24 protein-coding genes are annotated in these 19742 nt (G+C 36.1%); 4 read left to right on the top strand and 20 right to left on the bottom strand.

Translation table 11 applies throughout. The features are described from left to right. Positions 1-24 precede the first annotated feature (24 nt). The 7 genes from FFR60_RS07955 to FFR60_RS07925 form a co-directional block, all read right to left on the bottom strand. The gene (locus FFR60_RS07955; RefSeq protein WP_137663726.1) at positions 25-375 is read right to left on the bottom strand and encodes a DUF4312 family protein; all 351 of its coding nucleotides are present in this window, start codon (positions 373-375) and stop codon (positions 25-27) included. Positions 376-387: 12 nt separating this feature from the next. Then, positions 388-741: a glycine-rich SFCGS family protein gene (locus tag FFR60_RS07950; RefSeq protein WP_088933394.1), complete on the bottom strand. Its 354-nt coding sequence runs from the start codon at positions 739-741 to the stop codon at positions 388-390. Positions 742-758: 17 nt separating this feature from the next. Continuing rightward, positions 759-1091, bottom strand: coding sequence for a PRD domain-containing protein (locus tag FFR60_RS07945; protein ID WP_088933395.1), 333 nt, complete (start codon positions 1089-1091; stop codon positions 759-761). 17 nt (positions 1092-1108) lie between these two features. After that, positions 1109-2947 (bottom strand): BglG family transcription antiterminator, encoded by a 1839-nt coding sequence (locus FFR60_RS07940; RefSeq protein ID WP_137663725.1) that lies wholly within the window; start codon positions 2945-2947, stop codon positions 1109-1111. Positions 2948-3309: 362 nt separating this feature from the next. Next, on the bottom strand, positions 3310-3639 hold the full coding sequence (locus tag FFR60_RS07935; protein ID WP_137663724.1) for a type II toxin-antitoxin system RelE/ParE family toxin: 330 nt from the start codon (positions 3637-3639) through the stop codon (positions 3310-3312). After that, entirely contained in the window at positions 3636-3869 is a 234-nt protein-coding gene (locus tag FFR60_RS07930) for a type II toxin-antitoxin system Phd/YefM family antitoxin (RefSeq protein WP_137663723.1), read from the bottom strand. The genes FFR60_RS07935 and FFR60_RS07930 overlap by 4 nt, the downstream gene beginning before the upstream one ends. A gap of 79 nt (positions 3870-3948) precedes the next feature. Then, entirely contained in the window at positions 3949-4854 is a 906-nt protein-coding gene (locus FFR60_RS07925) for a magnesium transporter CorA family protein (RefSeq protein WP_137663722.1), read from the bottom strand. Between the two features lie 617 nt (positions 4855-5471). Between FFR60_RS07925 and FFR60_RS07920 the strand changes: the two genes are divergently transcribed. The 4 genes from FFR60_RS07920 to FFR60_RS07905 all read left to right on the top strand — a co-directional run bounded on the left by FFR60_RS07920 (position 5472) and on the right by FFR60_RS07905 (position 7322). Next, positions 5472-5684, top strand: a complete 213-nt coding sequence (locus tag FFR60_RS07920; RefSeq protein ID WP_137663721.1) for a DUF2922 domain-containing protein — start codon at positions 5472-5474, stop codon at positions 5682-5684. A 121-nt stretch (positions 5685-5805) separates the two neighbouring features. Further along, positions 5806-6198, top strand: coding sequence for a hypothetical protein (locus FFR60_RS07915; RefSeq protein ID WP_137663720.1), 393 nt, complete (start codon positions 5806-5808; stop codon positions 6196-6198). A gap of 41 nt (positions 6199-6239) precedes the next feature. Then, positions 6240-6821, top strand: a complete 582-nt coding sequence (locus FFR60_RS07910) for a DUF2922 domain-containing protein (RefSeq protein ID WP_171004895.1) — start codon at positions 6240-6242, stop codon at positions 6819-6821. A 270-nt stretch (positions 6822-7091) separates the two neighbouring features. Next, positions 7092-7322, top strand: a complete 231-nt coding sequence (locus FFR60_RS07905; RefSeq protein WP_137663718.1) for a helix-turn-helix domain-containing protein — start codon at positions 7092-7094, stop codon at positions 7320-7322. Positions 7323-7591: 269 nt separating this feature from the next. Here FFR60_RS07905 and FFR60_RS07900 read toward each other — a convergent pair whose 3' ends face one another. The 13 genes from FFR60_RS07900 to FFR60_RS07840 all read right to left on the bottom strand — a co-directional run bounded on the left by FFR60_RS07900 (position 7592) and on the right by FFR60_RS07840 (position 19706). Continuing rightward, a complete protein-coding gene (locus FFR60_RS07900; protein ID WP_242550521.1) occupies positions 7592-7912 on the bottom strand; it encodes a hypothetical protein in 321 nt (106 codons plus the stop codon). 141 nt (positions 7913-8053) lie between these two features. Then, complete coding sequence (locus tag FFR60_RS07895) at positions 8054-8653, bottom strand: alpha/beta hydrolase (protein WP_137663717.1); 600 nt, start codon at positions 8651-8653, stop codon at positions 8054-8056. 131 nt (positions 8654-8784) lie between these two features. Further along, positions 8785-9348: a VanZ family protein gene (locus FFR60_RS07890; protein ID WP_137663716.1), complete on the bottom strand. Its 564-nt coding sequence runs from the start codon at positions 9346-9348 to the stop codon at positions 8785-8787. A 221-nt stretch (positions 9349-9569) separates the two neighbouring features. After that, positions 9570-10286 carry a sugar transferase gene (locus tag FFR60_RS07885; RefSeq protein WP_137663854.1) on the bottom strand — a complete coding sequence of 239 codons (717 nt, stop codon included), beginning with the start codon at positions 10284-10286 and terminating at the stop codon, positions 9570-9572. Positions 10287-10595: 309 nt separating this feature from the next. Then, complete coding sequence (locus tag FFR60_RS07880; RefSeq protein ID WP_137663715.1) at positions 10596-11345, bottom strand: CpsD/CapB family tyrosine-protein kinase; 750 nt, start codon at positions 11343-11345, stop codon at positions 10596-10598. Positions 11346-11444: 99 nt separating this feature from the next. Further along, a complete protein-coding gene (locus tag FFR60_RS07875) occupies positions 11445-12230 on the bottom strand; it encodes a YveK family protein (protein WP_137663853.1) in 786 nt (261 codons plus the stop codon). 16 nt (positions 12231-12246) lie between these two features. After that, positions 12247-13092 carry a hypothetical protein gene (locus FFR60_RS07870; protein WP_137663714.1) on the bottom strand — a complete coding sequence of 282 codons (846 nt, stop codon included), beginning with the start codon at positions 13090-13092 and terminating at the stop codon, positions 12247-12249. 15 nt (positions 13093-13107) lie between these two features. Beyond that, positions 13108-13755, bottom strand: a complete 648-nt coding sequence (locus FFR60_RS07865; protein ID WP_137663713.1) for a class D sortase — start codon at positions 13753-13755, stop codon at positions 13108-13110. A gap of 28 nt (positions 13756-13783) precedes the next feature. Next, positions 13784-14389 carry a hypothetical protein gene (locus FFR60_RS07860; protein ID WP_137663712.1) on the bottom strand — a complete coding sequence of 202 codons (606 nt, stop codon included), beginning with the start codon at positions 14387-14389 and terminating at the stop codon, positions 13784-13786. Positions 14390-14918: 529 nt separating this feature from the next. After that, a complete protein-coding gene (locus FFR60_RS07855) occupies positions 14919-15872 on the bottom strand; it encodes an LCP family glycopolymer transferase (RefSeq protein ID WP_137663711.1) in 954 nt (317 codons plus the stop codon). Between the two features lie 70 nt (positions 15873-15942). Then, positions 15943-17373 carry a lipopolysaccharide biosynthesis protein gene (locus FFR60_RS07850; protein WP_137663710.1) on the bottom strand — a complete coding sequence of 477 codons (1431 nt, stop codon included), beginning with the start codon at positions 17371-17373 and terminating at the stop codon, positions 15943-15945. Positions 17374-17481: 108 nt separating this feature from the next. Next, positions 17482-18804, bottom strand: coding sequence for an O-antigen polymerase (locus tag FFR60_RS07845; RefSeq protein WP_137663709.1), 1323 nt, complete (start codon positions 18802-18804; stop codon positions 17482-17484). A 35-nt stretch (positions 18805-18839) separates the two neighbouring features. Further along, the gene (locus FFR60_RS07840; protein ID WP_137663708.1) at positions 18840-19706 is read right to left on the bottom strand and encodes a glycosyltransferase; all 867 of its coding nucleotides are present in this window, start codon (positions 19704-19706) and stop codon (positions 18840-18842) included. Positions 19707-19742 lie beyond the last annotated feature (36 nt).

The following is a 19742-nucleotide window of genomic DNA, read 5'->3' as shown; positions in this document are numbered from 1 at the left end:
AAGTTGGACTGACATCCCTATAACTTATATTTTTTTGGAAATAACGGGAATTTGAATACCGTCAGGATCATCTGTTACTTCTTGCGTAAATGTCACTTCATTAACTTGAAGTGTCGTCACATTAACTGTCACTTCCAACTCCACATGATAGCTCGTTCTTTTTCTAGGAAAGAAGAAAAAGAGAAACCGTTCTTTATACGTTTTTTCGGTCGCCTTGATGACTTCCACTTCTACCGGCTCAATACGTAAAATTACTTCTGATTCTTGCATCATCTTCTTTTGGATATCTGCCAGCGCGCTTGCAAATGCGTGCTGTTTCGTATCGCCTTTGCCTTCGACTGTTACGATGACTTTTTGGCAATCTTGGATACTCATCTGCTCATCTCCCTAATTGTGTTTCTTTTCAAAAGCTTCTACTAGACGCTTGCCTAATTCTTCTTGATCCATGAAACCGAAACCTAGAACCGTTTTCCCATCATTGATCGCTGTTATGCCTTCTTCGATCGAACGCATTCCGTGACGTTCTGGATAGCCATATTTTGTCGCTGCCGTTAATGCGCCTGCTCCGCCGCTTCCACAAAATGAAATTCCCATATCTGCATTTTCCTGTTGCATTACATCACCTAAACGCATATCCGCTCCCATTCCTGGTACTACGACTGCTCTTCCGCCTGCTGCTTCTACACCTTTTGCTACATTTTGTCCTTTACCCATACGGTCTGCAATTACTACTGTGATCATTTATTTTTCCCCCTAAATTAATTTTGTTTGGCTGTTTCAAAATGGATCGATAAGACATACATTTCGTCTTGTGTTAAATTACTGATTTTTCGGACAACGCCATCCGCTAATCGTAATGCTTCCTGCGAAACTTCACTGAACATTTCTGGATCAACTTCTGGAATTGATTCCTGTTCTTTTGATCGCCTCAGCATTTCGTTTAGATGATTGATCAATATGGTCCATTGCAGCTCGGTTGGTTCAATTTTCTCTTTTTCGAGTTCTGCACTCAGCCAATCAATTAATTCTTCTAGTTCTCTTTGATATTCGCTGGTTGAAATAATTTGTAACGCTTCTCCAGTCACGGTCATTCACTTCCTCCTTCTGACTATCCATTGATATAAGCAAATAGTGCATTGATTTCTGATTGATTGATAGCTAGATTATGTTCAGAAAATAATTGCTCTATCTGTTGGTTGTACGTTGCTGTCGCTGCTTCATTTGTTTTATTTCCTTCCATCATATATTGCTGATCGAAGGTGATTCGATGGACCATCAAGAATACATGTAATAGGAAAGCTTCGCGATACTCTTGATTCAGCTGCTCTTTAAATAGCGACAAGAGCTTTTCGTAAATCGTGTACGCCTGCAAAATCAGCTCCTTGCTGAAATCCTCTAGCGATGCGCGATTTCCCGCTGGTTCCAATCGTAATTTTTGAGTCCCTTTTTGTGGCGATTGGTTTAAAATCTTTTTGACAGCTTGCTGGATTTTTTCTAAATCCTGCTTCGTTGGCAGCGGATGGACTTTGATAAATTCGCAATCCATTCCTTCAATCGGAAAGATACTGATAACTAATTCCGGTTCCTTCTGCTTGATGACTTCCTGAGCATTCAATACTGAAGCAAAGGCCGCGATCTCGATATTCGAAAGTTCTTCAGAAACCTTTTGTTTGATGAGACTCGTTACCCCCAAGCCGGTTGAACACACATACACGGCCCTGACACTTCTCGAATCCACTTCCTTTTCATATGAAACCAGAAAGTGCAATGCGATATAAGCAATAAACGAATCATTGATCAGCAAGCTTTTTCCTCGGATTTCTTTTCGTACCACCATTTCGATCGCATCGAAGAGTTCCGAATACTTAGCCTTAATATCATCTTTGAAGGGATTGTACTCATTCACAAATTTCTGTTTGCGGGATAACCGCATAGACAAATGTGCGTAAAGATTGGTTAACAGCTGCGGATCGTTAGAAAAAGAATAATTAATCTTCTTACTCACCTTTTGGATCAGATTTTCCGTTAATGCCATCACATCCTGCTGCGGATCATTCTCGAAGGTATCACTGTAAACATAGCGATATTCATCCTCAAACAATGGCAACTGGTAATGTGCGAAGACCTGCTGCATTAATAAGTAAGAGAGTTCTCGCTGCTCTTTCGGATCATTCAATAGCTGATATCGACCGATCGTGTATTCATTTTGCAAACGAACCGTCGCAATAGCGACTCGAATCAACATATTCAATAGTTCCGAATAATTCAGCTCTGCCGTATCGATCTGCTTCAATAATTGCCGCATATCTGCAAGAACCTGGTTGAAGACTGCCTGAAAGGCGGTTCCCTTCGCCGAATACAGTTCGTACCCCTCCTGCTTTTCACTTTGCAGAAGCAGATCCATGATTTTGTAGATGTCATAATCGGTCAGATCCTTTTGAAACACCTCTTCAATCAACAAACGAACCTGATGCTCAGGACCTGTGATCAAAAAGCCTTTGCGTGGCAAGCGATCAAGCTTCAATCCCAGCGGAATCAGCTGCTTTTCCAACATGTCCAAATCGTTGAGAATCGTATCCTTGCTTACCGTCAAACGCTCTGCCAGCTCATAGGAAGTAATCGCTTGATTTGTCAGCATAAGATGAATACTCAAGCGATCCAGCCGCAGCGTTTGATCAGCAAACAACTCAAAGCGATCAACTTCCATCAATTCGCTTTTCAGTTTAATCCGTTCGGAATCACTCAGCACCAGCCAGACACCCTGACTTCTTTTACTGGTCAAATCATGATTTCTTTCTTGAAGCCATAAACGAATGTCGTCCAGATCATATTTGATCGTGCGCACGCTTACATTTTGCTGACTGGCCAACTCCTTGGTTGTCACTGGTTCTGTATTCTCAAGAAACTGCAGCAGAATTTGAATCTGTCTTTTCGTAATTTGTTGCATTATGCTCTCTCCTTACACACTTAACTATAGTAGTTTGTATCTTTTGTAACAATATGAAATGATTGCACTTACTCTAGTGCAAGAAAACCTTGTTTTATAAGGTATACAATAAGCATCAATATATTTAGAAGATAAATCGCATTTCACCTTCCATTTTTATCAAAAAAAATTGCACTAACACCTTCTTTAAAATAGCATTTTCTGCATCCTTTGTGCCTTTTAAAAAAAATTTCAATAAAAAGCCCAAGACAGCACCTTTATGTATTAACCTCCAGAAGTTAGATTTTGGGTCTAACTTTTGTGAGTCAATACATTATACGTGTTATCTTGGGCTTTTCTACTTATTATGAAGAAAGGTACTATTATCCTTCAGCAATAAAATATTCAAATTTTTGCATGAAATCTTCATTTACAGAAAACAATCGCAATAAGACTACTTCTTGCTTTTGCTCGTCAATTAAATAGAACAATACATTTTTTTCTAATGGCAAATATCTATATCCACTAAAAACAAACATAAGATTCGTTGCGTCTTTTCCTTTTTTAGGAAAATCTGTTAATGAATCAAACGTTTCAAAAATTTGTTTGATTACCTCATTCGAGACACTATCAGAAAATTGGGTAATTAGATAATCTTTCAATTCCTCAATATCTACCATCAAATCATTTGTTAATCGGATGGTATAACTCATACATCAAACCTCTGCTTAGCTTCAGAAAGAGAAATGGTACCGCTATCTTCTGCTTTTTTTAACTTCTCAACGATTTCAAGACTCATCTTCAAACGATCATAATCTTCAATATTTACAACAACATATTTTCCATGACCGTTCTTAGTCAAAAAAACAGGTTCATCTGTAGTTACTTGCTCTAATACTTTATTATAGTTACGCAAATCAGAAACTGGCTTTATGTTTAACATAGTAATCACCTCAATTGTAATGTACCATATTTTACTACTAATTTACAGCGTTCAAATCATAAATTTCTTGAGATCAATTTTACTTCATTAACTTCCGCAATATATAGGACAATCCAAACCACAGTAAAAGACTGGCGACGATCGTAATGATCCAACCAAAAGCATTGTGCTCTAGCGGCAGCGGCATGTTCATCCCAAAGAAACCCGAAACGATCGTAGGAATCGTCAGCAGCACTGATAATACGGTCAAAATTCGCATCGTATCGTTTAAGTTATTATTTAGTACATTATTATAAGTACCGGATAGTTGCTGCAAAATCTGTGAAGACAGCTGCGTCATTTCCACTAATTGCTGCGCTTCGATCAATACATCATCCAAGCTTTCTTTTTCCTGATCACTTAATCTTCGATAAATCCCATGACTTTTAATCTGTTGCACTAATAGCACATTTTGCCGTGAAGCCGTTACGAAATAAACGATCCCTGTCTCCAAATCCGATAATAACAATAAATTCTGCTTGGTCGTTCTTTCCTTCAATAAGTTACTAATTCGCTTGCGATCACGATCCATCCCCTCCACAAAAGGAAAGTATTGATCAGAAATAATGAAGAGGCTGCCAAAAAGCAGTTCAAATAATGTACTGTTGGGATTTTTTTCTAGATAATTTTTGATTTCAAAATACAAATACTTGTTTTGCTGATTCATCACAGTGATCAATGTCCGATTCACAACGATGAATGTCATGGGTACCGTCTCATAATGATTATCAATTTTACGACGATTCGGTGCATTGAAAATCAGCAACAACACATCTGTCGCCTTATCGTAATCCAAATGCGCCCGTTCATTGCGGTCTAGCGAATAATCGACGAACTCACTGTCGATTCCGTAATCCCTATACAAATTCTTCAACTCATCTGCATTTTCCGCGTCAATATTGACCCAACTATTCATCTTATTATTGAAAACTTCTTTTGTATACATCTGCTTTTCTCCTAATCATCATTCAGTCCGTTTGCATTCTAACATATAAAAGGGAGAATGCACTATTAGAATTGTTGCGGCTATGATATAAGTAAACCATCGACGCATTAGACAATGAACGATAATCGCTTTAGGGAAAGTTTATCTCGGTAAGTATAAAATACCTTTCGTGTCTTCCCTTTTGCAAAAACATCAGACACCATTCACGTCTGAAAAACTTTTGAACCTCGATCGGTACAATCATAGCTTTTATCAACAGTCCTACTCGCTCTATCAATATAAACCTTTCATGCACGATCTGACTCACCAACCATATTAGCTGACAATAATTTTCTAAAAAAGCTGATTGCCTAAGTAAATTAAGCAATCAGTTTTTTTGTCGAACCTTATTTTTTTAGGTAAAACCATTAAATTATAATCTAATCAGATTTATTTATCAAATCGCAATTTAACATCAGCACCCTCAATTTGACCGCTTTTTGGTCGAAAACAGCTATTTTTACCCTAAAACGAGTCAATTTGGGTGTCAAAATGCCAAATTGCGATTCGCATTCTTTTTTGAAATCGTTTATCTTATAGTCACCGGCCGGAACAAAAGGAAATGAGAAGGAAATCAAATGCTAAAACTAGTTGCAAAGTTTAAAACCAGCGGAGGAAACAGCCAGACCTGGAGCCTTCCCAATCCAGATACGACCAATACGCCTGCGGAACTTAAAGGACTTCTAGACCAAATTGGTCCGCTAGAATTATTCAGTAAAGATGGCAATAATCTCTACGACACCGCGGAAAGTGCGATGTTTGTGGAAACCAATGAAACGATTTTTTTTTAATCGTTGAACTGTTTGGGGCGGTGAACATCTGTCGCCCTCACTTATATATAAATCCTAGGATTTATTTATCCCAGAAGACTTGCGCAAGCTTCTGAAACCACTAAAAAAAGGAGAAAATACTATGAACGAACAACCTTTTACATCCAAACAACTATTTAGCTTGAAGAAGAACACCCTTGAAAAACGCATCGACTCGTACTACAGAATCTCTGGTGATACCGACAGCACCGTTCAATACTTGATGGCGCTTAATATCCGCGAACGTCTAGGAGATGGCAAATTTCATTTGATCTTGAAGGAACTGGTGCATCATATCTTTTCACAACGAAAAGTCACCAAGGTCATCAAGAAATTCTTTTTCTATTTCAAACATTATTTCACCTCAAAGGAATGGAAGTACTTAAATCTGCGGGTCTTCCCTGTCCGTCAATACGCCGAAAAAGCGATCAACGCTGTGCGCAGCCGCTTTTCTATCAGTAACTTATTTGGTGATCAAGAAGCACAGGTTGAATGAATCGATTCTTAAAAAAAGAAAGAAAGGAAGGAAGGAAAACTATGTACGCTGTAAAAACCATCAAAACAAAAAAATTAGTCTCCACTTTTTATAAAAGCAACGGCAAGAAGCACAACCTAACCGTCAAAAATCCGACAGTCGAAAAATCGGCTGAAGAAATTCGCGAAGCTTTGGAATTATTAACGACCTTGGATATTTTTGAAGAAGATGGGGTGAAAACCTTTGCCGAAGTCGATACCTGCAAATACGTTGAAACCACTAAATATATCCAATTCGATCCAGAGCATGCAGTCGAATCCATTGAACTACCAGCTGCACCGAAAGCCATTGAAGTCCCTGCTACCACTTGTCCAAAACCGAAATATGAGAAATTCGTCGATTTAGCTTGTCCGCCTGTCTTAGAGAAACTAAAATTTGAAGCACTAGAATTACCAGAAGTGGCACCAATCACAAACTCAGAATCAACTAATGACCTATCTGTATCAAAGATGGAATCAAATCCTGAAGAACCTCCGTTTTCACAGGAACCCTCCCAATCACCAAATAAACACGGCGGCATTCTAAAACGAAAGCTCTCGCGAATCTGGGGCAGAAAAGGCAAAAACAAAGAGGATTCTTCATAAGGGTTTCCGCTAAATGATTAAGTGCTACTTTTCAGGTTAAACCATCATTTTAGCTTGATTTACAACTTTTCCCCGTTCACGAATTCATCGCTACCGTTCGCGGTTGACTAGTATGACTTTTTTGATAGAATCGTCTTGTCTAGCGGAAACTAGGCATTGATCAATGTTTAAAGGCAGCCGGTGGTCGGCTGTCTTTTGAGAAAATGTCGCTATCAACAATCAGCTACTTTATCTGGTTCGATGTATTTTTAGAATCGAGGGAATGATACTTTGAGTATTGAAGAAGCCATTTTACTTGATACCTTGCGTTGCAGGCTTAATTTTCTGCGCACGAAAAACGACTACACTAAAAAGAATGTAGCCGATAAATTGAATCTTCCATTAGATCAATACGAAATGTATGAAGCAGGAGAATCCTTGCCTAGTATTTTGGAATTGATCGATATTGCCGATTTATATCTTATAACGCTAGATTACCTCGTAGGAAAAACTGAAAATTAATTCATTTATATAGACTATTCTTAGCTTCGCTCACTCGCGAAGCTTTTTTAAGTCTTCATTCATACTTTCTTCATATTTTGGTGTTAAATTTCTACTGTGTCAAAAGGCCGCAGCGCATATGATTCTCTCATTGACACGGACTTGACGGTTAAAATACTTTTTAGAGTGCAGCGCGCGGCCCGTTGCACTCTTTTTGTATAGAATGACTGATTTGAGCCCGCCACTAGCTATTTTCCAAAACAAAAAAAGGAAAGATTTTCTCTTTCCTCTTACTTATGATTATCTACATGCATAAAGCCCCAGTTGGTCGGCATGTAATAGCCGTCCACTGCCATGTCCTTCAAATCACTGGAGACCAGCTGTCCCGTGATGTAATAAATCCGTTTTGCTTTGCGTTCGGCATCGCCAAGTTTTGCCAATAGACCATTCAAATCGTATTCCGGCATCAAATAATAATGAAAATTGAAGCCCTTTAAGCGCTCATGAGTGATCGCTCCTTCAAAGGTCAATAATTTTTGCAGTTCTTCATCATTGAATGCCAAGTCTGTTGGTGTCAAGGTCAAGCCTTTGTAATCAAATGAGTCTGTCATCACGCCACCCCTTCGACTCATTTTACCATATCTTAGAAAGTTTTCGGAAACTCATTCCGCTTTATTGCTCTTCAAATTTAACAAGTTTTTCGCTTGTTGCCGAAAAAGCTGGTTCGTGAAACCAGACAGAAAAGCGAGTCACTACTCTTTCAGCCATTCGCGAGCATTTTGAACCTCGTCCATCGAAACTTGATGACCATAGGCGGTCTCTACTACTGTGACGTCTGCGCTTCGATCACGAAAAGTCGCGACTAATTCGGCAAAGGATGCTTCACTAACGATTGGATCTTGCTTGCCGCCGTAAGATACCCAAACTTTTTTATCTGCTAAATTAAATGATTGGGTATGAACTTCGAGTGACATCGTATGGAAAAAGATGCCTTTTGATAAGGTCGTTTCACGTTCCAATAATAGATGAGCTGCGATATTCGCGCCGTTGGAATAACCAACTAATACCCAATCCTCCAAGGCAATGCCTTTTTCTTCACTGATCGTTTCGATTTCCTCTAATAAATGATCCGTTTCTTTTTCCAAGCTTTCGAAGTCAAACTGATTCAATCCGTTCCGTTTAAAGAAACGATTCATTCCATCTTCTTCGATTTTTCCGCGAAAAGATAAAATCGTACTGTCCGCATCTAAAAATTTCGCTAAGTCTACTAACGATGTTTCATCGCCGCCAGTTCCGTGCAGCAAAATAAATTTCTTGCCATTGGGTTTTCCTGCTTGATAAAGATAGTCCATCTTCATACACCTCACTTACTAATTGTAAGTTAACATGAAGAAGCTATATAAACAACTTTTTTGTTTAGCGGATTATTAACTTGGTGTTTCCTATTCTAAAATAATAATCTCGCATTTTTGTAAAAGCATGATTACGCCATCCGTCTCTTGATCAGGCCGCAAAGCAGATACCCAATAACACACCCAGCAAAATTCGTAAAAATATCCCAAATATCGAAAGTCCCTAGGTAAAACACATATTGGATCGTCTCGATCCCAATAATCGAGATCAAAGCAATTACTGCCGCCTCCACTTTTCCAGCCCGCAAGCCATACAACACTCCCAGCGGAATGAAATAACCAGTATTCAAAATCAACTCAATGATCTGCTGACTATTATTCAAATAAAGCTCAAAAGGATTCAAATTAAACGAATGATACGCCCGCGCCTTCGTGAATAGCATAATGAACAACAATAAAAAGTAGCAGCTATAAAACAAATACAGATAGACATTCCAAAACTTCCGCTGCTCCCATTGCCAATAAAACAACCACAAGCCCAAGAAGATAAAGACCCACAACGCCTCATCCGTATACTCAAACCGCTGCGTCATCGCATCCAAACGCGGATAATTCTGCAACGTCGGCAGGACCAAATAATAAACCATCCCATAGCTCAATACAAAAGAAACAATTCCCGCAATGATTTTCCTCATTCGATCCCCTCCTTTATTTTCCAAGTGTGCGCCCCGCTCACAACAAATGATCCTTATAGCAGATAATTATACGTAAACAGTCATAACCTTTCATTAAAAAGCACTCTTCCCAAGAAAAGCTTAAAGAAAAAATCCAGAAGCAATGCCTCTGGACTTATCTGATACTTAGTTTAGTTGAGCTTTTAATCTACAAAATAAATCAAGAAATATACACATCAGAGTTAATACGCCCCATTTGATTTAACTAATACTTTTATCGTCTTTATTATCAACGCGACATCATTTAATGTACTTCGTGTTCTAATGTAATTAATATCTAATTCAACCATTTCATCAAAATGAACATCATTTCGTCCAGAAACCTGCCATACTCCAGAACAGCCTGGTTTTACTAATAATCGTTGCATATCATACTGTGTATATTGAGCCACTTCTCTTTGCAGAGGCGGACGTGGACCAATTAAACTCATATCCCCTTTGATGACATTGAGTAATTGAGGGAGTTCATCCAAGCTAGTTCGTCGGATAAATTTACCAAATTTTGTGACTCGCGGATCTTCTTTAATCTTGAACATAGCACCATCTACCTCATTTTTATCAAGAAGCTCTTCCAACTGTTCTTCGGCATCCACACACATTGAGCGGAACTTGTACATCATGAACTGTTTGCCATTTCGGCCAACGCGTTTTTGTCTAAAAATTACTGTGGCACCTGGTTCATCTTTACGTATTTTGTATGCAATCCCTAACATGACTGGAGAAACCAAAACGAGTCCAATACAGCTTAAAAAAAGGTCAATGATTCGTTTAAGCAAATCATACCCCTTTTGCCCTTTGAGTTTCTTCTCATCAATCCAAATCAGACTGTCACATTTTTGGTCAAAATAAGTTGAATTTTTCGCAGTTTTCACTTTCCAAAGTGTCTTTTCAGCTTTCATCATTTACTCCCCCAACAAACTATTGATGTTCAAATAGATCTTGACACTAATTTTTGGACTTTTAATCTGACTGCTGAAGTAACCTACAACAGAACAATGCCCATTTACTACGTGGTAATAATTATTAATAATTTTTCTATTTTACGAAAAGGAAATCACAATCGTTAATCTGTTTACTTTCATTAAGAAGATAGTCAGCGAAAGAAAAACATCAGCTACGTGATCCCGTGATTTAACTTAATCCTAGAATGTCCCACATCAGTTCAATTCAAAAATAAAATAAGATGCTATGTAAGAATCATGGGACACTCACTTGCTTTCTTCGGTTCCATAATAATAGTAAGAGTCTTCTCCTTGTTTTTTACCGTTATAGACGACCCCGATTATTTTTGCTTGAACCATGTCCAATAATTTTTTAGCCTCAACAACTGATTGTTTTTTTGTGACCCGCTCACGAATAACCAGAATCGTTCCATCAACATAGGCAGACAATATTTGTGCATCTGTCACTGTTACTACCGGCGGTAAATCAAAAATCACTAAATCAAATGATTCTTCTAGGATTTCTACTAATTCTTGCATGCGTTTTGATCTTAACAATTCTGAGGGATTTGGCGGCATAGGTCCGCTAGGCATCAAATACAAATTTTCAACTTCTGTTTCAACAAGCCGATTGCCAATTGACCGGTTTCCTTGATCAATAAACTGATGCTCTGTAAAGAAACTAGCTCCAGCTGAATTACCTTCTGTTAAGTAGTTACTCAGACCATTGATATTAGGTATTTTAAAACTTAGTGCCACGCTAGGTTTTCTTAAATCAGCATCTACTAATAACACTTTACTGCCTGTATTAGCAAATACGATTGCTAAATTAGCCGCAGTTGTTGACTTTCCTTCAGATGGTCCAGAAGAAGTCACTACCAAAGATTTGATTTTCTCGTCTGCTGAAGAAAATTCGATATTGGTGCGGATCTTACGGTATTGTTCTGCTGCCGTAGAAAAGGGGTTAATTGATGCAATCAAATCAACCGGTGTGATAGTTTGTTTATTTTTCGCCATCTAAAGTCTTCTCCTAATTCTCTAAAATATATTGATTTTTCTTCTAGCAAAAATTAATTATTTTGTAAAAAAAATTTACTAAGTACTCAAATAAGCTTTTTATACACGCTTTCTCTTACGCGAAGCTACTGTACGATTACTCACCATTCTATGGGTATCTTCTTTCGGCTTCATTACGACTCCACTGTTTTCGAGCAGTTCTTTTTTACTAATTTCCGACACTTGACCCAGAATAGGCAATCCTAAAGATTCGGCAATAAATCGATCATCCTTGATCGTTTTATCTAGCAGTTCGCTTAACAAAGCTAGGCCAATACCCAAAATCAATCCAATAACAGCACCAATTAATAGATTCAACTTGTTATTTGGAAATATCGCTTTTGATGGTACAAATCCCTTTGAAGTGATTGTTACTTTACTGACCTCTAGTACACTCTCTGCTTTCTCTTGGAATGTCGCAGCTGTTACGTTCGCGATCGTTGCTGCTTTACGCGGCTCAGGCGAAGTCGCGATAATCCGGAACATTTGCGAGTTTTGTGCTTGCTCTACCTCAATGATTTTCTTCAACTCATTATTGCTATACGTATATTGATATTCATTTTGTAATTCTTTTTGAACAGCATCAATGACAATATCTCCCTTAATCATGTCTTTGTATGTATTGATTAGAAGCACATTCCCATTAATATCATTTTGCAGATTGGTTGTTCCTTCAGCTTGCTTGTTTTGCACGATCAACTGTGCTGCTGAATCATAGATAGGAGTAATCAAAAAAAAGGTGATCCCAGCTGCCAAACCAATCCCAGTGATTGTTATCATAATGATTAAAAGTGCCTTCTTTTTTAAAATATGAAATAATTCTAATATACTGATTGTCTCTTCCATCACTTTTATCCCTTCACTAATGAATCTTATATATTTTTTTATAGCGAACTCTTTCACTGATAAATATCAGCAGAATTGCTAGAACAGTCATTACCAAACCGACAAATACAAAACTTAAGTCAAAAGCGTTGATATAGCTTGTCACAAAGCGATACAGACCTTCCGACGTAATGCCTAGTCGATTGATCACTCCGCTAAAATAGATGATCGCTGGTAAAACGGCTAACATTAGTCCCGCACCTAAAAAAGTCACACTGCTCCAGCGGACCTTCTGATGTTTCATCTTGACCATCATCATCAAGCCGACAAATACTAAGATGAAAGCAACACCAACTATGACCAAAATCATGGTCAAAGAAGATTGGAACGCCATCACTTTTTTGCCATAGTTTAATAAATAAGGGATTTCTATATAGTTCGAATAATTCTTGGCAGCAGTAGTTGCTAGATTATTCAAATTACTCTGTACTGATTCATCAATCGGAATATTTTCCTGTTGCGCGTATTGATTGACGTTCTTTAATATATTTTCTTTGATCTGGTCCTCTCCTTGTAGTTCAAAAGGAATATCTTGATAAATACTGCGGATATAATTATCAACATTTGCTGAAACTGTTTTTTCCGAGACGACATCAGCTAAGACTTCCGGCGGGATGTTACTGCCGCGTCCTAAGTCTTGGATGCTTTGTGTCATATCTTTACGGATCGTTTCTGTGTAATCTGTCTTATGAACCTGTTTGATCATAAAGTTCTGATTGAACAAGGTCATACGAATACAAATCAGCGCTAATGTGGCAAAGAGGAGTAAAGACCCAATGAATGCTAAGACCCATCGTGGGGCATTTCTTGCTGCTTGTTTCATAGTTTGCCTTTCCTCCTACTCGTTTCCATTAATAATTGGACCTGAAACATATTCTCCGATGGCAAATAAACGGTCATCAGTTAGACCTAAGCTATCTAATGGATAGCAGGTGTAGATAATAATTCGTCGGTCATTTCGTTGATAAATCATATCGTCAATTTCTTTATCTTTTTTGTTTCTAACGTCGAGCTGCGTAATCTGATACGTGTAATTGCCGTAGGTCGTTTGAACCTCGATCGTATCACCTACTTGAGCCCCGCCTAGTTTGCCGAAATCATCGACATTATGTCCGCCAATCAGCGATGTGCCTAATTCACCAGGATAAACTGATCCCATGAATTGGCCTGCACCTTGACGTAAAATTTGTTCGGTATCTCCGAAATATAAAGGAACATCCAACTGTACTTTTTCTATCTTTACTTTACCGAAAAGCTCCCCTCCCACTGGGTAATTGATCTTACTTGATGGAAGTTCATTCTTTTCATTCGTTGCGATTTTTTTATTGTCCACAGCCTCAAATGTCTGTTCCGTCGCCTCAAAGTCGGGAGTATCTGTTAATAAAAACAATTGAATAGAAGAAGTTACAAATTGAATGACAGGTCTTCCTATGACATACATCAAAGAATAGCCGATAACAAGAAAGATGATCGGAGCGATCAACATCGCCCCAATCCTCTTCAGCCTAGAAGCCTTACGCAAGTTTCTTACGTCCTACTACAAATGCACCTGCTGCAACAAGTAATAAGCTTGCGAAAGAAATTGCACTAGACAAATGTGTAATGCCTGTTTGTTTTACTGCACCACCTGATGTGTAAACCGTACTGCTTGCTGGTTTAGTCGAACTGGTTGTACCAGCTGAACCTGAACCTGGCTGAGTAATAGAATAGCCTCCAGGGTAGAAGGTGATTGTCAGCCCTAGGATATTCGCCGCTTTGGTGATAATATCCTTCAATTGGTTCTTGGTGTTCAATGGCAAGGCTTTAATCAAAGCTTCAATAGAATTGATATTTGAAACATCAACTCCTGAAGATTCCACTAAAGAACGAGCGCTTTGGATTTGTGCAACAACTCCGTTCACTTGATCAGCAGAAACATCATTTTGTTTCAAGAAATTTTCTGCTTGTGCGCGTTCTGATGCACCAATGTTAAACGTCTTTCCGCCTACAGTTACGCCTTTATCCAGCTCCGACAAAATTCTTTGTTCATCAGCAGTGATGGCACCATCTGCATGAGCACTAGGCCCAACAAATAAAACCACCGCGATGAGCGCAATTAACCCACTTACAATTTTCTTCATCTACATACCTCCTTTACTAAAAATTTTCAAATAAAAAAACAATCAGAAAGTAACATTTCTGATAGTTTGATTATACTTTTTATCACTAAAAAAAACAATATGTTTTATAAATTATTTCATAAAGAAGAGACGGATTGTGAATAATACGAATTAAATTATAACTAAAGTTATATGATGTTTGGAACACTATTTTAATAATGTTGAATTATAAAATAGGTCGTAATTAACTTATTTCTTGTTATCTCCACAAATATACGTATCAAAATAGTTTTTATATTAGTTGGTAAATATAATGATTCTTATACTCATTTAAAAACTCGCCATTTTTTACCCTGTATCTCTTTCAATGTTTCTAGTTGAGTCTAATCAATTCCGCTAGTGAAGCTTGTATAGCTATCCTGTATGCATACCTAATGTACTTCTCTTTAAACCGACTTTAGTCTCCCTCCACCACCGTTAATCATATCAATCACTAAAAAAATCCAAGAGAGAATACTATAACATTCTCTCTTGGATTTCTATACCAAGTCTATTCTAGTTGTTTTTTGAGCTCATCTTGCACTCGTTTCAATTCAGTTGGATCAATTCGTTGATAAGAAACTCCATCTTGCATGAATCCCTCACCTTTCATTTGATCTGATTTGATATCTCCAAATGCTGCACGATAGTCTCCCATTAATGTCCGCATATCTGTAAAACTCAAGTCCGTCTTCACGTTTTCACCCATCGTCGTCAATATCGATTGGTAATTTGTCAATCCCTTAGTACTCAATACTTTTTTCGCGATGCCAGAAATAATCTGACGTTGTCGAGCTTGGCGACCATAATCTCCGTTTGGATCATCATAACGCATTCGTGAATACTTCAAGGCCAATTCTCCATCAAGTTGTTGGTTGCCTTTTGAAAATGTCGTCCCCTCATAAGTGAACTCGAAAGGATTATTAACCTCAATTCCACCAACAGCATCAACTAAAGCTTCGATGCCTTCCATGTTGATTGTGATGTAATGACTGATTGGAATATCCAATAATTTCTCCACCGTATCCATCGACATCGCTGCTCCACCAAAAGCATAGGCGTGATTAATCTTATCCTGCGTATTGTGCCCAACAATCTCCGCATATGTATCACGAGGAAGACTGACTAATAGTGATTCATCAGTTGATGGATTCACCGTTGCCACCATCATTGTATCCGAACGACCTTGTTCTGTTCGTCCAAGTGCCCCTGTATCCACACCTAATAGTAAAATACTAAAAGGATCTTGCTCTGATAAATTAACCTGACGCTTTTCAAAACCACTACGTTTCACTGTCTCATAAGCATCATCTGCAGTATTTTTCACGTCATAATACATTTTTGCACCAATAACAACAATAGCTAAAATAATCGTTAATAAAACTCCTACTAACGCTAACAAAATCTTCTTCGATCGACTTACTCGCTTAACATCCTGACGCTTTCTTTTTTTCTCTTCAGACATTCAACTCAACCCACTTTTAAAATTATTATTCACAAGCGATAATTACATAGGAATTATTATTCCAAACACATTATAACTTTTTTTGTAATTGAAGGATATCTATTATTCTTTTTAAACTATTGAAAAATGATTTACGATTAAACAAGAAGTATACGATAAACAAAGTAGAGTAACAAAGAAAACTGAGAAATTCTGTCATAAAGATATTTCCTAAAACAAAAACTAGTGTTAGAACTGTTTCAAGAAATAGAACCTTTCTTATATTTAGCTTTAAAATTCGCACTAACAGTAATTCTCCTACAATACACCTTAATGCCAAACTAGCAACTATAACTCCTACAGTTATAAGAATATTTTTCAATAATACTGAGAATACTACTGAGAATATTATTGAAAAACTTAGGGATAGAACATTTGTATAAAGTATAAGTTTTTCTTTCCTTATCGTTTTTAAATAGGTTAAGACTAATAATGACATTCTCCCCTCATAAATTATCATCGGAAAAAGAATTCCCATAAATACAAAACTTTGTTCATAAGAGGGTAACCAAAGCTCCAAAACCTTTTTAATAGGAAAAAAAAGAATCAAAAGGAAATAAGATACTGGAACAAAAAAGTCTCTTAAAATTTTATATAATTCTGTCAGTTTATTTTTATCAGTACGTCTCAACAATGGAAACATAACTACTCCTACTGCATTTACAAACGTCATAAACATATTAGAAATACTAAGTGTTAAAGACAACTTACCAAAAGTTTCAACACTCCATTTAAACTCTACTAAAATTCTAGAAATTCCTATTATAAGCATCCCAGCTATATTAGATAACATTAAATTACTTCCAATTTTGATATTATCTAATATCTCCTTACTAACTTTTTGAATACTAGTAGGTTTAAGTAACAAAGTATCTTTTAGTTTTAAAAAACCCCAAACTGTAACTAATAGTCTAGAAAATATATCTAATACAATCATTGTTAAATAGTTATTTCCACCTAAAAAAATATATACACTCAAAAAGACAATATAGAAATATCTGTCGTTACGTGATATTTGAGCGTATTCTTTGATGCGATTAGTTGATTGAAAGATGTATAGAATAAATGTATTACAATTTTTTACAACAGATACCATAGCTGTAAGAGATAAAATCATAGATTTTATTGGGGAACTAGAAAATAAAAAAACTAAAACTATAATCATTAAAGATAAAGCATTCTCAAATATAAATAAATACCAAAATTGACTTCCTAGGTTAGAATGATCTAAATCATCGTACTCTTTCCCACCTATTTTTAAATATATACCATCTAACCATCCAAAGTGAAGAAATCCAACATATGAAGAATAAAAAACATACAATTGCCAATAACTATATTCCCTGATACCAATAAATTTCGGAACAAATAAATTTAGTAGTACTGAAATCCCTAAAACAAAAAAATTGGCTGTGACTGTATAATTAATATTTTTTAATAAATTTTTAGCCTTATTATTCAAGTAATACCTCGTTTCAACTAAACTTTATAGCCCTAACAGAACCAATTAAACCTAAATGAATACTCGGATTAACTAGGATATTCATTTTTCTGATTCACTAAACATCATTCAGTTCTTTTTTGATGAAAAATATAACAAACCTTTTCTGATTGAAAAACCAAACAGAAAAATATATACAATCTTAAACATGATTAGCGTTAATATAGTTCCAACTGATACAATACCAATGGAATAGTTTTCAATTGAAGAAAGTACAACCCAATAAACCAAATAACTATAACAAATAATTGAATAATTGCTTCTTCCATTTAAAGTTTTCCTTTTAAAGGAAGAATACCAAAAAGAAAAAATCAAGATTACTATAAATGTCATTAAGCACATACCAAAAAGTCCAAAATCATGATACGGTCTTCTAAAAAAAGTATAGATATTTCCCTGAGTTATTCCCAACTGCCTCATTTCAAGGTGTACACTTCTCGAATAATTCGTCACTCCCAATCTGTTAAAAAAAGAATAAACTCCTGGAAATGTCTCTGCACCAAAATGGTTTTCTACAATTAGAGGAGGATTAGTAATATACTGATTGAAATGTTGAATGGACCCTCCTGCATACGTTGATATATATTGAAAGAAGGTTCTTGTGGTGCCTCTTCCAATAATATTAGTAGCAAAGTAGAATAAAACAAGCACAGTGGGAAATAAAATGAAGCCCCTTTTTATATATATTAAGGTTATACTTTTTGACCATCCGTTCTGAAATTCATAAAGTATATAACTAACTATCAATGAAAACGCTACCCATCTCAATAACTCTTGCCTTCCAGATCCCATAAGAACTTTGATGGCAAACAAACCAATTGGAATAACATATATAACATATTTTTTCAAACTGACTTTTTTGCTTAAGTAATTTTGTATTAAGGCAAATGTAAATATGTAACCAAAAGCATCCGTAGTTTTAATAAGCAAATTAACTAAACCATTTATAGAAGCTTCCGCTTCATAAGATGTAACATTTCTAAAATGCCATAATAGATTTGCCCCCTCAACATAACCACCAAATATCGCCAATCTCTTAATTTCTTGATAATATAAAAATATTGTAACCAACTCGAAAGTGACCACCATTGCTATTTTCCAATGATCTATTAATAAAACTTGTAATTCTTGAGGTTTTCCATGTGACTCTTTGTACAAGGAATATATGAAATAGTCAATTATGACAGCTACTAAAAAACCTAGTAACATGATTCCAAAAGTCTTTGGGGAATAATCAATATTCCAATTATTAATGTTTAACATTGCAAAAAAAGTACTAAGTGCAAAGACCGAAATCATAAGAATAGATGGCCTAAAAATATCTCTTCCTGTAATATTCAGCATAAAAAAGATTAAGAAAATTTCAACAAAAAATAAGAAAAAGATTAACATATTGCCTCCGATTCAGAATTCAAAAATGACAAATTTTATTTTTCCTTTATCAAACATAAAAAAGAAGTTAAAGAATCTAAAATACACTCATTCATAAATTCTGTTCTTTTAATATCAGACTTAAATGTTTCATTTGTTGAAACATTATGATTATGCAAAACCTGTAATTCAGGAGTATAAATTGACTTTAATCCATTAATTTGACACTCATAATCTAAAATTTCAGACTCATAATACATAAACGTTCCATCAAAAAAAGCTTTTTCTCTTTTATTGATGAATATTTCTGAAAAAATGATACATGAGCCATGTAATGGTACATTATAATAGACTCTATTATGATCTACAGCACTGTTTCTAATTCTTCTATTGTATACAAAACGTTTTAAAAATCCCAACCTCTTTAAATAACATTTAAGCTTTGTTAATTTTTTGTTCTTTTGTTTTTTCTCATAACTATTTACTAAACTTTGTACTTCCTCTAACGTATAATGATCAAGCCTTTTCGGACTTTGATGAATACCTAATGAAGTTGCAAAAACATCTGGTCCCAAAACCGCATATTTTTCTGATAGATATATATCCTTTATCTTAGAAATAAAATTGCTTTGTTCAATTTGAATATCATTGTTCATAATTACTATAGTTTCTGGGTGATAGTTTTCTCTGGCATGTGTGTAACCAGCATTGTTTCCGTTTGCAAATCCAACATTTTTATTTAACAAAATTACATCAACATTCTCTACATCTGAATAGAAATTTTCTAATTCTTTTCCAGAGTTATTGGGTGACGCATTATCTACAATTATAATTTTTTTTTCCCCAACTAACCTCTGAAGACTATTCACACAAGATATCGTTTCTTCCCTAACAACGTAGTGTAATACTATAAAACAGGTCATTCAAATCCTCCTCAAATCAGTCAGCTATAATATATT

The sequence above is a fragment of the Enterococcus hulanensis genome, from assembly GCF_005405485.1.
Lineage (GTDB): Bacteria > Bacillota > Bacilli > Lactobacillales > Enterococcaceae > Enterococcus_A > Enterococcus_A hulanensis.
Note: the sequence above shows the minus strand (reverse complement) of the source record. Positions and strands in the feature narration are given on the sequence as shown.

Coding starts and splice junctions, on each gene's coding strand:
- FFR60_RS07910 (WP_171004895.1), top strand. CDS start 6,240: ATGTACGCTGTAAAAACCATCAAAACAAAAAAATTAGTCTCCACTTTT.
- FFR60_RS07870 (WP_137663714.1), bottom strand. CDS start 13,092: ATGAAACAAGCAGCAAGAAATGCCCCACGATGGGTCTTAGCATTCATT.
- FFR60_RS07890 (WP_137663716.1), bottom strand. CDS start 9,348: ATGAGGAAAATCATTGCGGGAATTGTTTCTTTTGTATTGAGCTATGGG.
- FFR60_RS07895 (WP_137663717.1), bottom strand. CDS start 8,653: ATGGACTATCTTTATCAAGCAGGAAAACCCAATGGCAAGAAATTTATT.
- FFR60_RS07915 (WP_137663720.1), top strand. CDS start 5,806: ATGAACGAACAACCTTTTACATCCAAACAACTATTTAGCTTGAAGAAG.
- FFR60_RS07860 (WP_137663712.1), bottom strand. CDS start 14,389: ATGAAGAAAATTGTAAGTGGGTTAATTGCGCTCATCGCGGTGGTTTTA.
- FFR60_RS07925 (WP_137663722.1), bottom strand. CDS start 4,854: ATGTATACAAAAGAAGTTTTCAATAATAAGATGAATAGTTGGGTCAAT.
- FFR60_RS07900 (WP_242550521.1), bottom strand. CDS start 7,912: ATGACAGACTCATTTGATTACAAAGGCTTGACCTTGACACCAACAGAC.
- FFR60_RS07955 (WP_137663726.1), bottom strand. CDS start 375: ATGAGTATCCAAGATTGCCAAAAAGTCATCGTAACAGTCGAAGGCAAA.
- FFR60_RS07880 (WP_137663715.1), bottom strand. CDS start 11,345: ATGGCGAAAAATAAACAAACTATCACACCGGTTGATTTGATTGCATCA.
- FFR60_RS07865 (WP_137663713.1), bottom strand. CDS start 13,755: ATGTTGATCGCTCCGATCATCTTTCTTGTTATCGGCTATTCTTTGATG.
- FFR60_RS07935 (WP_137663724.1), bottom strand. CDS start 3,639: ATGAGTTATACCATCCGATTAACAAATGATTTGATGGTAGATATTGAG.
- FFR60_RS07920 (WP_137663721.1), top strand. CDS start 5,472: ATGCTAAAACTAGTTGCAAAGTTTAAAACCAGCGGAGGAAACAGCCAG.
- FFR60_RS07950 (WP_088933394.1), bottom strand. CDS start 741: ATGATCACAGTAGTAATTGCAGACCGTATGGGTAAAGGACAAAATGTA.
- FFR60_RS07885 (WP_137663854.1), bottom strand. CDS start 10,286: ATGAAAGCTGAAAAGACACTTTGGAAAGTGAAAACTGCGAAAAATTCA.
- FFR60_RS07945 (WP_088933395.1), bottom strand. CDS start 1,091: ATGACCGTGACTGGAGAAGCGTTACAAATTATTTCAACCAGCGAATAT.
- FFR60_RS07930 (WP_137663723.1), bottom strand. CDS start 3,869: ATGTTAAACATAAAGCCAGTTTCTGATTTGCGTAACTATAATAAAGTA.
- FFR60_RS07845 (WP_137663709.1), bottom strand. CDS start 18,804: ATGTTAATCTTTTTCTTATTTTTTGTTGAAATTTTCTTAATCTTTTTT.
- FFR60_RS07855 (WP_137663711.1), bottom strand. CDS start 15,872: ATGTCTGAAGAGAAAAAAAGAAAGCGTCAGGATGTTAAGCGAGTAAGT.
- FFR60_RS07875 (WP_137663853.1), bottom strand. CDS start 12,230: ATGGAAGAGACAATCAGTATATTAGAATTATTTCATATTTTAAAAAAG.
- FFR60_RS07940 (WP_137663725.1), bottom strand. CDS start 2,947: ATGCAACAAATTACGAAAAGACAGATTCAAATTCTGCTGCAGTTTCTT.
- FFR60_RS07840 (WP_137663708.1), bottom strand. CDS start 19,706: ATGACCTGTTTTATAGTATTACACTACGTTGTTAGGGAAGAAACGATA.